Source organism: Rhodococcus sp. SJ-3, assembly GCF_051918125.1.
Lineage (GTDB): Bacteria > Actinomycetota > Actinomycetes > Mycobacteriales > Mycobacteriaceae > Rhodococcus.
The window spans coordinates 5,095,119-5,108,744 of sequence record NZ_CM123306.1 but is presented as its reverse complement, the minus strand read 5'-3'; the positions used below and the strand labels follow the sequence as shown (position 1 = coordinate 5,108,744).

The 13,626-nt window shown below is 66.9% G+C and carries 13 protein-coding genes; 9 read left to right on the top strand and 4 right to left on the bottom strand.

Annotated features, from left to right (window positions below):
- The first annotated feature begins 40 nt into the window (after positions 1-40).
- From ACTDXD_RS23840 to ACTDXD_RS23815, 6 genes are all read left to right on the top strand, one after another.
- Positions 41-1,516: an SDR family NAD(P)-dependent oxidoreductase gene (locus ACTDXD_RS23840; RefSeq protein WP_440124651.1), complete on the top strand. Its 1,476-nt coding sequence runs from the start codon at positions 41-43 to the stop codon at positions 1,514-1,516.
- 138 nt (positions 1,517-1,654) lie between these two features.
- Positions 1,655-2,023 (top strand): universal stress protein, encoded by a 369-nt coding sequence (locus tag ACTDXD_RS23835; RefSeq protein WP_440124650.1) that lies wholly within the window; start codon positions 1,655-1,657, stop codon positions 2,021-2,023.
- A gap of 18 nt (positions 2,024-2,041) precedes the next feature.
- Positions 2,042-2,434: a DUF2784 domain-containing protein gene (locus ACTDXD_RS23830; RefSeq protein WP_440124649.1), complete on the top strand. Its 393-nt coding sequence runs from the start codon at positions 2,042-2,044 to the stop codon at positions 2,432-2,434.
- Positions 2,435-2,443: 9 nt separating this feature from the next.
- A complete protein-coding gene (locus ACTDXD_RS23825) occupies positions 2,444-3,688 on the top strand; it encodes a saccharopine dehydrogenase family protein (RefSeq protein ID WP_440124648.1) in 1,245 nt (414 codons plus the stop codon).
- A 271-nt stretch (positions 3,689-3,959) separates the two neighbouring features.
- Entirely contained in the window at positions 3,960-4,907 is a 948-nt protein-coding gene (locus ACTDXD_RS23820) for a sulfite exporter TauE/SafE family protein (RefSeq protein WP_440124647.1), read from the top strand.
- A gap of 72 nt (positions 4,908-4,979) precedes the next feature.
- A complete protein-coding gene (locus ACTDXD_RS23815) occupies positions 4,980-5,579 on the top strand; it encodes a hypothetical protein (RefSeq protein ID WP_440124646.1) in 600 nt (199 codons plus the stop codon).
- Between the two features lie 101 nt (positions 5,580-5,680).
- On the opposite strand, the gene ACTDXD_RS23810 is transcribed toward ACTDXD_RS23815, so the two are convergent.
- From ACTDXD_RS23810 to mutA, 4 genes are read right to left on the bottom strand one after another with little or no spacing between them, the layout of a single operon-like run.
- Positions 5,681-6,379, bottom strand: coding sequence for a lysoplasmalogenase (locus ACTDXD_RS23810; RefSeq protein ID WP_440124645.1), 699 nt, complete (start codon positions 6,377-6,379; stop codon positions 5,681-5,683).
- Entirely contained in the window at positions 6,376-7,425 is a 1,050-nt protein-coding gene (gene meaB, locus ACTDXD_RS23805) for a methylmalonyl Co-A mutase-associated GTPase MeaB (protein ID WP_440124644.1), read from the bottom strand. The genes ACTDXD_RS23810 and meaB overlap by 4 nt, the downstream gene beginning before the upstream one ends.
- Position 7,426: 1 nt before the next feature.
- The gene (gene scpA / locus ACTDXD_RS23800; protein ID WP_440124643.1) at positions 7,427-9,673 is read right to left on the bottom strand and encodes a methylmalonyl-CoA mutase; all 2,247 of its coding nucleotides are present in this window, start codon (positions 9,671-9,673) and stop codon (positions 7,427-7,429) included.
- Positions 9,674-11,542 (bottom strand): methylmalonyl-CoA mutase small subunit, encoded by a 1,869-nt coding sequence (mutA, locus tag ACTDXD_RS23795; protein WP_440124642.1) that lies wholly within the window; start codon positions 11,540-11,542, stop codon positions 9,674-9,676.
- Between the two features lie 248 nt (positions 11,543-11,790).
- On the opposite strand from mutA, the gene ACTDXD_RS23790 reads away from it, so the two are divergent.
- The 3 genes from ACTDXD_RS23790 to ACTDXD_RS23780 are packed head-to-tail and all read left to right on the top strand — an operon-like array spanning position 11,791 to position 13,617.
- Positions 11,791-12,492: a TVP38/TMEM64 family protein gene (locus tag ACTDXD_RS23790; protein ID WP_440127771.1), complete on the top strand. Its 702-nt coding sequence runs from the start codon at positions 11,791-11,793 to the stop codon at positions 12,490-12,492.
- A 31-nt stretch (positions 12,493-12,523) separates the two neighbouring features.
- Entirely contained in the window at positions 12,524-13,105 is a 582-nt protein-coding gene (locus ACTDXD_RS23785; protein WP_440124641.1) for a hypothetical protein, read from the top strand.
- Entirely contained in the window at positions 13,102-13,617 is a 516-nt protein-coding gene (locus tag ACTDXD_RS23780) for a hypothetical protein (RefSeq protein WP_440124640.1), read from the top strand. The genes ACTDXD_RS23785 and ACTDXD_RS23780 overlap by 4 nt, the downstream gene beginning before the upstream one ends.
- The last annotated feature ends 9 nt before the right edge of the window (positions 13,618-13,626 follow it).

The window sequence follows — 13,626 nt, the reverse complement described above, 5'->3', positions numbered from 1 at the left end:
CTACCATTATCTGCTACTGCACATACCGGAAAAAGAGCATATGGACCCCCAGAGCGAGACAGCACCGACATCCACCGACACACCGCGATCCGATCGGATCGATCCCGCAGACCTCGACACCTGCCTCCGTGTTCTCGATATGGCGGGCGACTTCGCGGCCGATCACCCGGATGCGGTCACGGTGCAGCGCGCCGTCGGGCACATGTTCAAGAAGTTCAAGCGGCTCCGCCGAAACGAGCGACGCGACCGTAAGGCCGCGGCCGATCGCGAGGTGCTCGAATCCACCGCAACGGGGTCCCCTACCCGTATCGACGACGAGACCGCCGGTGTTCCACTGGCATCGTCCGTACGGGGCGCAAGCGCGGGAACACTACTGCGGCCGCGCGGCTGCTATGTCTGCAAGAACAAGTACACCCAGGTAGACGCGTTCTACCATCAGCTGTGCCCGGAGTGTGCAGCGGCGAATCACGCCAAGCGTGACGCCCGCACCGATCTGACCGGCAGGCGCGCGCTGCTCACCGGTGGTCGCGCCAAGATCGGGATGTACATCGCGCTGCGACTGCTGCGCGACGGCGCGCACACGACGATCACCACCCGCTTCCCGAACGACGCGATCCGCCGGTTCAGCGCAATGGAGGACAGCGCCGACTGGCTCCACCGCCTGCGGGTGGTCGGAATCGATCTGCGCGACCCGGCGCAGGTCGTCGCCCTCGCCGACGAGGTCGCAGCGCAGGGTCCTCTGGACATTCTCATCAACAATGCGGCACAGACGGTGCGACGCTCCCCCGGCGCATATTCGGCCCTAGCCGAGGCCGAGTCCGCGGCGCTTCCGGCGGGGCCTCGTCCGGAAGTCCTCACGTTCGGTAAGCCGTCGGATGCTCATCCCGCCGCGCTCGCCGGGAGCCTGTCGGGCAGTGCATTGTCACCGGAGGCGGTGTCGTCGCTGGCGATGGTGGCCGGATCGGCGACGCCAGAGCGGATCGCCGCGGGCGTCGCGATCGACGCGGGCGGTCTACTCCCCGATCTTGTGCACACCAACAGCTGGGTGCAGACCGTGGGCGAGGTCGAGCCACTCGAGCTACTCGAAGTGCAATTGTGCAACTCGGTGGCGCCGTTCATCCTCGTCGATCGACTGCGCCCCTCGATGGCCTCGTCACCGGCACGCCGCAAGTACGTCGTCAATGTCTCGGCGATGGAAGGCCAGTTCGCAGGACGCAGATACAAGGGCGCGGGGCACCCGCACACCAACATGGCGAAAGCCGCCCTCAATATGCTCACCCGGACGAGCGCCGAGGAAATGCTGAGCGACGGCATCCTCATGACCGCCGTCGACACGGGGTGGATCACCGACGAACGACCCCACCATACGAAGATCAGGTTGGCGGAGGAAGGCTTTCACGCACCGCTCGATCTGGTCGACGGGGCAGCGCGGGTGTACGACCCGGTCGTGCAGGGTGAAGCCGGCGTCGATCTGTACGGGTGTTTCCTCAAGGACTACGCACCTGCGCCCTGGTGAGGTCGGTCCGGTGAGATCCGGCCGACACGGCACCGCCCGCGGAGATCACTTCCACACAGAACGGATTCCGAATTCACCGGTATCGGCCGCGATACTGGTACACAGTGGTCCATCTGTCCCACCGCGCATAGGAGCATCATGTCTGTCGCCGTCGTCCATGCCGATACCCCCGAGGGACGCGCCGCCCTGCGCGCCGGTGCCAGGGAAGCCTCCGACCGCGGGCAGACACTCCTGGTGCTGGCCCCTCTCGACGATCCCACCGACAGTGACGCGGTGGTCGCCGACGTCCGAGAGGTCCTCGGCGAAGGCGACTGGGAACTGCTCACCGAGGTGCACAACGGTGATTCGGTCGGAACGGTCGTCGAGTTGCTCGCGCGCAGCGGTGCCGAGAGAGCTGTGGTCGGTAGCCGCGGCCGGACCGCGACCGGCAAGTTCCTCCTCGAACGCGGTCTACAGCGCATGATCATCGAAGCGGCGGTTCCGGTACTCGTCGTGAAGGACGAGTGATCGCCCTACTCTGGTTGCATGGCATACCGGCTCCTTGCCGACGCCACTGCGTTCGTCCATCTGCTGTTCGTGCTCTACGTCGCGTTCGGCGGGTTCCTCACGTGGCGGTGGCCGCGCACGATCGTCACCCATGCGCTCGCTGTGATGTGGGGCGCCGGGTCGGTGATCATCGGGTTCGACTGTCCGTTGACGTCGGCAGAGAACTGGGCCAGGGGCAAGGCCGGTGAGTCGGGATTGCCTGCGGGTGGATTCATCGATCATTATCTGACCGGCGTGATCTATCCGGAATCGGCACTGGGGTTGGTCCGTGCCGGTGTCGTGGTGTGCATCGTGGTGTCCTGGACGGTGCTGTGGCTACGCCACGGGCGTGCGCGGGCGGGAAAGGCCGCACCGGGACTTACCCGACAGTAGGGTGGCGGCATGACTGCCTCACGCCATCTCGACGTCGTCGTCTACGGCGCCACCGGCTTCGTCGGCCGGCTCACCGCCGAGTATCTCGCCCGCCACCTGCCGTCCGGTCTGACGGTCGGCCTCGCCGGCCGTTCCCGCGACAAGCTCGATGCTGTGCGCTCGACGCTTCCTTCGCCTGCCGCCGACTGGCCTTTGATCATCGCGGATGCGGAAGACCCCGGCTCCCTCGCCTCGATGGCAGCCGAGACGCGCGTGGTGATCACGACGGTCGGCCCCTACGCCCGGTACGGCATACCGCTGGTCCAGGCGTGTGCCGAAGCGGGCACCGATTATGTAGACCTCACCGGGGAGGTGCTGTTCCAGCGCGAGAGCATCGACCGGTTCGACGACATCGCACGCCGCACGGGCGCCCGTATCGTGCACGCGTGCGGATTCGATTCGGTTCCGTCCGATCTCGGTGTCCATGCTCTGCGTCGTGCCGCAGACGCGGACGGCGCCGGCGCACTGACCGACACCACGTTCGTCCTGACCTCGATGCGAGGCGGTGTCAGCGGCGGCACGATCGATTCGCTGCGCAACCAGCTCGAGGTGGTGCGCGGGGATCGCGTCGCACGGAAGATCGCGGCAAGTCCCTACTCGTTGTCGCCCGACCGGAGTCTGGAACCCGATCACGGCAGGCAGAGCGATGTCGCGCTGGTCGACGGCAAATCGATCGCTCCGGAGCTGACCGGATGGAAGGCGCCGTTCGCGATGGCGTCGGTCAACACCCGGGTGGTGCGGCGCAGCAGCGCGCTGACCGAAGGGACCTACGGACCGCGGTTCCGGTATCGGGAGGTGATGAACGTCGGCTCGTCGATTGCGTCCCCGGTGATCGCCGGAGCCGTCGCAGTGGGGCTGGGTGCACTCGTGGCGGGCCTGTCGTTCCGGCCGACCCGATTCCTTCTCGACAAGGTGTTGCCCGCACCCGGGGAGGGCCCGTCGGAACGAACCCGCGAGCGCGGGCACTTCACGGTCGATCTGTTCACCACCACCGAAACCGGCGCCCGCTACACGGCGCGGATAGCCGCCAAGGGTGATCCCGGCTACAAGGCGACCGCGGTGATGCTGAGTGAATCCGCGCTGTCGTTGGCAGTGGGAGGTTCGGCGCTGCATGCCGGCGGTGGCGTGCTCACTCCGGCGGTGGCGTTCGGCGATGTGCTGACCGAGCGGCTACGTGCAGCGGGCTTCGAGATCTCGACACGCCGTCTACCCTGAATCTTCGTACCGGCGTGGTTTCGGAGTAGCCGGGAGGTTATGCTCGATCGGTCGCCTGTCCGGCGACCGAAGTAGCCGATGGAAGATAGGGCACCATGTACGCGATGAGCATCGAGACGGCTCCGGCCGCTCGGCTTGCGCTGATGGCGTTCTGGCCTACCCGTCGTGGCGCGTGCTTCGACTGCGAGTGTTGTTCCTGGATGTCCTTCTGAGCGGTGTCGCACCGCTCGTCGTGTTCGTCTAGGTTCCTTCCAGTCGCACGGAGCGATGCATGCTCAATCTCCTCGTTTTCACGTTGGTCGGTGTCGGTGCCCAGTTGGTCGACGGCGCTCTCGGCATGGCGTTCGGTGTCACTGCCACCACTTTGCTGATCTTCAGCGGTGTCGGCGCGGCGCACGCGAGTGCCGCGGTTCACCTGGCCGAGGTCGGTACCACCCTGGTGTCCGGTGTTGCACATTGGCGCTTCCGCAACATCGACTGGAAGGTCGTGCTGCGACTCGGCGTACCCGGTGCGATCGGTGCGTTCCTCGGTGCCACAGTCCTTTCTGGATTGTCCACGGAAGCGGCTGTTCCGGTCACCGCGACGATCCTGCTGATCATCGGCGTGTACGTGGCCCTGCGCTTCTCGGTGCGCCCGCCGGCCGTGGCCGATGCCCGTACCTCGCCGCACACCGCGAAGTTCCTCTCTCCCCTCGGATTCTTCGGCGGTTTCATCGACGCGAGCGGAGGCGGTGGTTGGGGTCCGATCACCACCAGCACACTGCTTTCCCGCGGAAAGACCGCACCGCGCACAGTGATCGGCTCGGTCAGTGCCTCGGAGTTCCTTGTCGCGGTCGCAGCAAGTATCGGATTCCTGATCGGTCTGGGGCGCGAATCGCTCGACAACCTGCTCATCGTCGCTGGGTTGGCGATCGGCGGTGCGCTGGCGGCACCGGTCGCGGCATGGCTGGTTTCCCGCGTTCCGGCGACCCTGTTGGGTACCGCGGTCGGCGGCGTCATCGTGGTGACCAATCTGTACAAGCTGTTCGACACGTTCGAGGTGTCCAGCACCGTCGCAACGCTGCTCTACATGCTGCTCATCGCCGGCTGGATCACGCTGCTGGTGGTGTCGTGGAAGCGTTCGAAGCTCACCGCCGCCGAGTCGTCCGGCGGCCTCGAGAAGCTCGAGGCCCCGACTCCGACAGCGTTGCAGGAAGATCCACAGGGCCAAAAAATCTAGCACGCACCTTGACCGGACAAATCACCCACACCAAGATCAGTTCGGTGCGCCACACCCGATAACATTCGCCGCGTGAATCGACTTCGCCTCGCCGCCCTCCCTGCCGCCCTCGCTTGCGCGCTCGTCCTCGGCGCCTGCTCGTCCGACGACACGTCTGCCTCCGAGAGCGGCAACGCCTCTGAGACAGCCGATGCCTCCTTCTCCGAAGGAGACGTCAGCATCGAGACGCTCGACGCTGACCTTCTCACGAAGTTCTCCAGCTGCGACGACGTGTCCCCCGCCGTGGATCAATACATCGACGGACTCGACGCCGACCCGGACAACGGCTCGAGCGACTACGGCGTGTACTGCACCTGGACGACGCCCGACGCCGCAGCGAGCCTCGACGACATCCGCACGGTCGAGGTCATGATCGAGACCGGGAACGGCGCCGTGTCGGACCCCTCGGTGCTCAGCACCGCAGGACTCGAGGTGCTCTCCGACAGCACCGTCGAATCGAAGGGCGGCGTCGCCTACACGATGAATATGGGAACCGACGTAGCCGGAATCACGGTTACCACCGTCGAATTCCCGGACGTGCGTGTCTCGATCACGGGCGGGCAGTGGGCCGACTCCCCCAGCTTGGACGGGCCCGCGGCCGTCGCCGCCGCCACGGAACTCCTCGGCCTCTGAACGAACCGGGCGGCTGAACGAACCGGGCCGCTGAACAACCGGTCTCGAACGAGCGCGGGCGCGGTCACCGATATGGTGACCGCGCCCGCTTTCGTGTCCGCTCAGTCGAGCTGACCGACCGCTCTCCTATCGGTGTTCTCATCTCGTGCCCTGGACATCACGCCGCACGTGATGAGCACCTGCGCCGAGATGTAGGTGAGCATCACCCAGAAGCCCGACATCGGCAGGGGGAAGTCGTCGACGAAGGCACGCAAGGCGATCAGCGAATCGGAAACCACGAAAACCACACCGCCGATCGCGACGGTGCGCCCGACTCCGGTGGCGAGTACCGCCATCGTGGCCAGGCACAGCGCGTAGAGCACGACGGGGACCACCAGTACGCCCGCACCCGGGGCGCACACGGCAACCAGCACGACGACGGCGACTGCGAAGACCGCGAGTACCCAGCGCCTGGTGTGCAGCACACTTCCGGACCGGTACGGTGCGAACGCCGCGATGTACGTCACCTGCGCACACAGGAAGAATCCGACGAGCACCAGAAACGAGGTGTCACCGTCGAACAGATCGGGTGCGGTGTCGCCGAGCCAGGAGAAGGCCAACGCCACCAGCGTCAGCTCGACGAGCCGTGATCGGGGCGCGGTCGTGCCGAGTACGAGCGCGGTCGCCAGCACCGGCATGAGTAGCCATTGAGTGGCGTCGACCAGCATCGCCACGGGATCGATGAGCTGGGCGAGCAGATGTACCGCGGCGAGTACACCGAAACCGGCGAACGCGATCCGCGCACCGATGCCCTGGGTCACCGAGAGGGACCGTCGTTCTCGTCGCTGCCGACACCGTCGAAAGCATCGAGAATCTGCTGCGCACCGATGGCCGCGGTAAGCGACCCGTCGCGCACTCCGGCCTCGACGTCACCGCGGATCGCCTTGACGCGCGGATTGCCTTCGAGACGCCGGAGCAGCTGGTCGTGCACCATCGTCCACGTCCAGTCGACCTGTTGGCGACTGCGGTTCTCCTCGAACCGACCCGCTTCGGTGAGCACCTTCCGGTGTTCGAGGACGGTGTCCCAGAACGTGTCCAGACCAACGCCTTCGAGGCCACTCATGGTGATCACGGGCGGTTTCCACAACGCGTCATGCGGGTGCACCATGCGCATCGCCCCGGACAATTCACGTGCGGCGACTCGCGCGTCGCGCTCGTGGTTGCCGTCCGCCTTGTTCACCGCGACGAGGTCGGCGAGCTCGAGCACGCCCTTCTTGATGCCTTGCAGCTGGTCGCCGGTGCGGGCCAGTGTCAGGAAACAGAAGCAGTCCACCATGTTCGCGACGGTGACCTCCGACTGTCCCACACCGACGGTCTCGACCAGGATCACGTCGAAACCGGCTGCTTCGAGCAGCACCATCGTCTCGCGGGTCGCCTTCGCGACACCGCCGAGGGTGCCGGCCGTCGGTGACGGGCGAATGAACGCGTCCTGCTCGCCGGACAAGCGCGCCATCCGGGTCTTGTCGCCCAGGATCGACCCACCGGTCCGCGTCGACGACGGATCGACGGCGAGCACCGCGACCCGATGTCCCTTACCGATCAGGTACATGCCCAGCGCGTCGATGAAGGTGGACTTCCCGACTCCCGGCACACCGGTGATACCGACCCGGATCGCACCACCCACCTGCGGGAGCAGGCGCAGCAGCAGCTGCTGCGCCTGCTCCCGATGGTCGTCGCGGGTCGATTCGATCAGGGTGATGGCCCTCGCGAGTCCGGCTCGCTCGTTGGCCAGCACAGAGGTCGCGAGAGCGTCGAGGTCGACCGGACGACGGCGCGTCACGGAATTCCCGATCGAGGTGTCACCCATATCAGCTCGCGAGAGAGTGTCCGAGCTGGTCGGCGAGCTTGGTGAGCAAGCCGGCCGCGGCATCGGCGATGACGGTGCCGGGCGGGAAGATCGCCGCAGCCCCGGCCTCGTACAACTCGTCGAAGTCGCCGGGCGGAATGACACCGCCGACCACGATCATGATGTCCGCACGACCGACCTCCGCGAGCGCGTGCTTGAGCGCGGGCACCAGGGTGAGGTGTCCCGCAGCCAACGACGACACGCCGATGACGTGCACATCGTTGTCGGCCGCCTGCCGGGCGACCTCTTCGGGGGTCTGGAACAGCGGTCCGACGTCGACGTCGAATCCGAGGTCGGCGAAGGCGGTGGAAATCACCTTCTGTCCGCGGTCGTGGCCGTCCTGGCCCATTTTCGCGACCAGGATGCGGGGACGACGTCCCTCCTCCTCGGCGAACTTCTCGACGAGTTCGATTGCATTCGAGATGTTGCTCACCTTTCCGGCCTCGTCCCGGTACACACCACTGATGGTCCGGATCTCGGCCTGATGGCGCCCGTACACCTTCTCGAGCGCGTCGGAGATCTCGCCGCCCGTGGCCTTGGCGCGGGCCGCGTCGATTGCGAGCGCCAGAAGGTTGTTCTCCATACCACCCTCGGTCGATGCCGCGGCGCGGGTGAGCTCGGCGAGGGCCGCCTGCGTCGCGTCCTCGTCACGCTCGGCGCGGAGCTTCTCGAGCTTGGCGAGCTGCTCGGCGCGCACCTTGGTGTTGTCGACCTTGAGGACCTCGATGCTGTCCGGCTCGGCAGGCACGTACTTGTTGACGCCGATCAGTGGCTGCCGACCGGAGTCGATACGGGCCTGGGTGCGGGCCGCGGCCTCCTCGATGCGAAGCTTCGGGATACCTTCACTGATGGCCTGCGCCATGCCGCCGGCCTCCTCGACCTCGGCGATGTGGGCGCGGGCCCGGTTCGCGAGCTCGTTGGTGAGCCACTCGACGTAGTGCGAGCCACCCCACGGGTCGATCGGACGGACCGTGTTCGACTCCTGCTGGATCAGCAGCTGCGTGTTGCGGGCGATGCGGGCAGAGAAGTCGGTCGGCAGCGCGATCGCCTCGTCGAGCGCATTGGTGTGCAGCGACTGGGTGTGCCCCTGGGTCGCGGCCATCGCCTCGACGCAGGTCCGTCCCACGTTGTTGAACACGTCCTGCGCGGTCAGCGACCAACCGGAAGTCTGCGAGTGGGTACGCAGGGACAGCGACTTCGCGTTCTTGGGATCGAACTTCTCTACGAGTTCGGCCCACAGGAGCCGGCCGGCGCGGAGCTTGGCGACCTCCATGAAGAAGTTCATGCCGATGGCCCAGAAGAACGACAGGCGGGGCGCGAACTTGTCGATCTCCATGCCTGCGTCGAGGCCGGCGCGGATGTACTCGACGCCGTCGGCGAGGGTGTAGGCCAGCTCCAGGTCGGCGGTGGCGCCGGCTTCCTGGATGTGGTAGCCGGAGATCGAGATGGAGTTGAACTTCGGCATCTTCGTGCTGGTATACGCGAAGATGTCGGAGATGATCCGCATCGAGGGCTTCGGCGGGTAGATGTAGGTGTTGCGGACCATGAACTCTTTCAGAATGTCGTTCTGAATGGTTCCGGCCAGCTGCTCGGGCGTCACGCCCTGCTCTTCCGCAGCCACGACATACAGCGCGAGGATCGGCAGCACCGCGCCGTTCATCGTCATCGACACCGACACCTTCGACAGGTCGATGCCGTCGAACAGCTGACGCATGTCGAGGATCGAGTCGATAGCGACACCGGCCATGCCGACGTCGCCCTGGACGCGCGGGTGGTCGGAGTCGTAGCCGCGGTGGGTCGCGAGGTCGAAGGCCACCGACAGGCCCTTCTGCCCGGCGGCGAGGTTACGACGGTAGAAAGCGTTGGATTCGGCTGCCGTCGAGAAACCCGCGTACTGGCGAATAGTCCACGGCTGGTTGACGTACATCGTCGGATAGGGGCCGCGTACGAACGGCGCGATGCCCGGGTAGCTACCGAGCGGGTAGCCCTCGGCGGCGATGGCGTCACGGTCGGCCTTGGTATAGACCGGCTTGACGTCGATGCCTTCGGGGGTGTTCCACACCACGTCGTCGACGGTGTAGTTGTTCGCGGACGCTACGGAATCGACGAGTGCGGCGGTCTGCTCCGCGGTAGGAGCAGCGGGTTCCGGGGAATCCGGATCTGTCAGTGGGACATCGGCGAAGCTGCCGATCTCGGATTGGATGCTCACTTACGCTCCCAGGGTGTTCAGAAGATCGGTCAGTGCAGCGACCGCGTCGATGCGCGCGGTCAGGTAACCGTCCGGACGGTTGTCGCCCTGCGCGTCGCCCACGGCCTTCTCCGGGCCTGCGAGCAACACGGTGGTGATCCCCGCGGCACGCAGCGCCGCGGTGGCACTGCCTGCGTGCTCGCCGTAGCGGGCGTCGGTGCCGCACAGCACGGCGACCGTGACGCCGGAGTCGCGGACCGCGGCGGCGAGGGTGTCGTCGCTCGGATCCACCGGTCCGGGGTTGACGGCCTCGATGCCACCGGCTGCGAGCAGGTTGCTGGCGAAGGTGGTGCGCACGTTGTGTTCCGCGACGGGCCCTAGGGGGGCGAGCAGCACCGTGGGCCGGGAGCCGTGCACAGCGAGAAAGACGTCGGAGCGATCGCGCAGCGCCTCGAACGGTGCTGCGTAGCGCGCCGCGAAGGCACCCGAGTCGGCGACACCGGCGGGCAGGGGGGCCTCGGCGAGGTTCGGGAATTCGTTGATGCCGGTGACGGAGAACTTACGGTGCGCGATATCGGCCTCGCGGCGGGCGCGGGTAGCGGCGATGCGCTCGGAGACCAGTCCGGCGTCGAGGGCCGCACGGTATCCGCCGGCTGCCTCGATCTGCTGGAAGAACTCCCACGACTTGCCCGCGACCTGTGCTGTCAGATCCTCGATGTACCAGGATCCTGCGCCCGGGTCGAGGACACGACCGAGGTTGGACTCCTCGAGCAGGAGCAGGTTGGTGTTGCGAGCGATGCGCGCGGAGAATGCCTCGGACACGCCAACGGCACCGGTGGGCAATGCGGCGTCGAACGGCAGAACGGTGACGGCGTCGGCGCCACCGACTCCGGCGCCGAACGCAGCGAGGGTGGTGCGGAGCATGTTCACCCACGGGTCGCGCTGGGCCATCATGGCAGCGGAGGTCACTGCGTGCTGCGGGGCGTTTCCGGCGTCGCTCGCTCCGGCGACCTGCGCGACACGCGCCCAGAGTTGACGGGCTGCCCGGAACTTGGCGATGGTCTGGAACTGGTCGTCGGTGGCCGCGAACCGGAACTCGATCTGGCCGAGAGCCTGTTGCGCGGACAGTCCCGCCGCGACCAGGGCTCGGACGTATTCGATGCCTGCAGCGATCGCCGCACCGAGTTCTTCAGCGTCGGATGCGCCCGAGTTGTGGAAGGCGGTGCCGTCGACGGTGATGGCGCGGACGGTCTCGACGCGTTCTGCGGACGCGACGGCGAGCGCGACGGCGTCGTCGACGGTGACGTCAGCGCGGCCGGAGAAGGCGCTGGTCAGCGGCGCGGCGCCGAGTGAGATACGCACTGCGCCGCGGTCGGCGACGTCGGTGCGTGCGTCGAGCAGCGCGTACAGGGACTCCGCGGCGGCAGCGAGGTCGCTGTCTGCGTCGAGACTGACAGGCGCGAGGTCGAACAGCACCTTGTCGAGTGCCGCGGACAGTCCGTCGACGGGCAGTGCACCCTCGCCGACTCGCAGCCACAGGGCGCTGACACCGTTCTCGAGAGCATCGAGGATGCGCTCGTTCAGGTCTTTGGCGTCGCTCCCGTCGAACCGGGCGCTCACGAGCCAGCCTGCGTTGACGTCACGGGTGGACGAGCCGCCACGGGTGTACGGGAACTGCCCGGGCAGCGGAGCCTCCGGGCGTTCGTCGCGGCTGCTGTAGAGCGGAGCAACCGTCACGTCGTCGTACGTGGTGGTCTCAAGCAGGCGCTGCGGCTCCGGGCCGAGTTCTGCCGGATCGACGCGGCGCGACTTGGCGAGTACGCCCGCGACCGCTTGCTGCCACTGCGCGTATGCGCGCGCGGCGTCCTCGGCCTCTGCTGCTAATGACACGTGCGATTTCCTCCTACTGCGGGTGGGCAGGCTCTCGAGCGGCCGGGGTGGGCCGCGGGGCATGACGCCTCGCAAACACTAAGCCGATGTAGTTGTGATGCTAGCCGCACACTCCGGTGTGAAATCGTGGGGATCACCACAATTTCTCTAGCGATCGATAACCGTGGATGCTCCAGGATGCGACCCCCAGCTCGCATTCCTCCGTGCCACATGCCCACGCACCCCGCCGGGTACGCTGGGTCCCCGTGATGAGGATTCTCAGGGACCGCAGGGTCATCGGCATCCTCGCACTCCTCGCAGCACTGGCCGCGGCGGCGCTTCTGCTCCCCCATCCGTCGATCGCGCAGATCCGCCAGTGGTCGGAATCTGTCGACGGTCCGCTGCTGGTCCTGCTCTTCTTCGCTGTCCATTCGCTCGTGACGATCAGTCCGGTACCGCGCACGGTGTTCACTCTCAGTGCCGGGGTCCTGTTCGGTCCCGCCGTGGGTATCGCGGTCACCACGGCAGCCACCACGGTAAGCGCAGTCCTCGCTTTCCTGCTGGTACGGGCGCTGGGTCGGGGTGTCGTGACGTCATACCTGACCCATCCTGCAGCGAAGGCCGTCGATCTGCGTCTCGCCCGGCGCGGTTGGCTTGCCGTCGGGTCGCTGCGATTGATCGCCGCGGCGCCGTTCTTCGTCGTGAACTGCTGCTGCGCGGTGTCGTCCGTGCGCCTGGCGCCGTACACCGTCGCCACCGTGATCGGGATCCTGCCTGGCACCGTTGCCGTGGTGCTGCTGGGCGACGTGCTCACCGGGCAGTCGAGTCCTGCATTGGTGGCAGTGACGGCGCTCTGCATTGTGCTCGGTGTCGGCGGCCTCCTACTCGAGGCACGCCTTCCTCAGCCTGCGGGGTCGGCACTTGATGCCATCACGGGCACCCAAGACGAGGAGACAAGCCTGAAGGCTTGATTTCTTGATTTCAAGCCTCCATCCTTGTTCCATGTACGTGTTGACGGTCGACCAACGCGGCAGTCGCCGCGACATCGATCGCGTCGAAGATCTGCTCGTCGAACTCCACGACGTTCCCCTGCTCCGCAAGTTCGAACGCACCGCCGGCGACGAAGTCCAGGCCGTGTCCGACGACTCCGGCACGGTGATCGATCTCGCATTGGATCTGCTCGAGCGGGACAACTGGAGTATCGGCATCGGGATCGGCCCCGTCGAAACACCGCTTCCTGCCCAGACCCGAGCCGGTCGCGGTCCCGCGTTCGAGCACGCCCGCACCGCCGTAGAACGCGCCAAGAATGCGCCCGGCCGAATCGCTGCCGACGGCACCGACGCCGATTCGGCATCCGACGTCGACGCGGCCCTGACCCTCCTCGCGACCATCGTGGTGCGCCGTACCGACCAGGGTGTCGAAGCCGTCACGCTTGCGCGCGCCGGACTGTCCCAGTCCGAGATCGCCACCGAACTCGGCATCAGTAAACAGGCCGTGTCCCAGCGCCTGCTCACTGCCGGGTGGCAGGCCGAACTCGCCGGCCGTCTGTTGCTGCACCGACTCCTCGAAAGGGCCGATCGTTGACCGTCACCTCTCTGGCGCTCCTCGCTGTCGCAGCCGCCGCGCCTGCCCTGTCCTTGATCCCGCGGCTTCCGGTGTGGATCGGGGCGGCAGTGACCGCGATCGCACTCGGGTCAGCGGCTCTCACCGCAGCCGCAACCGATCCCGCTCAGGGTTTCGCGCTCGGGGCGACGCTCACCCTCACCACCGTCGTCGCCATCACCGGGGGCGGACCGGCCGTGCTCGTCGCGTTCCGGATCGCCAGGCGGCAGCCCGACGCGGGACCGACACCGACCCCACCACCGGGGCCGCTACGCGGCGGCCGGGTCATCGGCGTCCTCGAGCGCGGCGCGGTCGCGGCATCCATCCTGGCGGGATGGCCGGAAGGCATCGCGATCATCATGGCGGTCAAAGGCCTGGCCAGATACCCGGAACTGCGTGAACCGCAGGCGTCCGAGCAATTCATCATCGGCACGTCGACGAGTGTGTTGTGGGCCGCCGCGGCGTGTGGGGTCGGCCACGCCTTGATCACTTGAGTTCTCATC

Excerpts from the sequence above, each read along its gene's own strand:
- ACTDXD_RS23820 (WP_440124647.1), top strand. The coding sequence starts at position 3,960 with ATGCTCAATCTCCTCGTTTTCACGTTGGTCGGTGTCGGTGCCCAGTTG.
- ACTDXD_RS23840 (WP_440124651.1), top strand. The coding sequence starts at position 41 with ATGGACCCCCAGAGCGAGACAGCACCGACATCCACCGACACACCGCGA.
- meaB (WP_440124644.1), bottom strand. The coding sequence starts at position 7,425 with ATGGGTGACACCTCGATCGGGAATTCCGTGACGCGCCGTCGTCCGGTC.
- ACTDXD_RS23790 (WP_440127771.1), top strand. The coding sequence starts at position 11,791 with ATGAGGATTCTCAGGGACCGCAGGGTCATCGGCATCCTCGCACTCCTC.
- ACTDXD_RS23825 (WP_440124648.1), top strand. The coding sequence starts at position 2,444 with ATGACTGCCTCACGCCATCTCGACGTCGTCGTCTACGGCGCCACCGGC.
- ACTDXD_RS23785 (WP_440124641.1), top strand. The coding sequence starts at position 12,524 with ATGTACGTGTTGACGGTCGACCAACGCGGCAGTCGCCGCGACATCGAT.
- ACTDXD_RS23835 (WP_440124650.1), top strand. The coding sequence starts at position 1,655 with ATGTCTGTCGCCGTCGTCCATGCCGATACCCCCGAGGGACGCGCCGCC.
- ACTDXD_RS23830 (WP_440124649.1), top strand. The coding sequence starts at position 2,042 with ATGGCATACCGGCTCCTTGCCGACGCCACTGCGTTCGTCCATCTGCTG.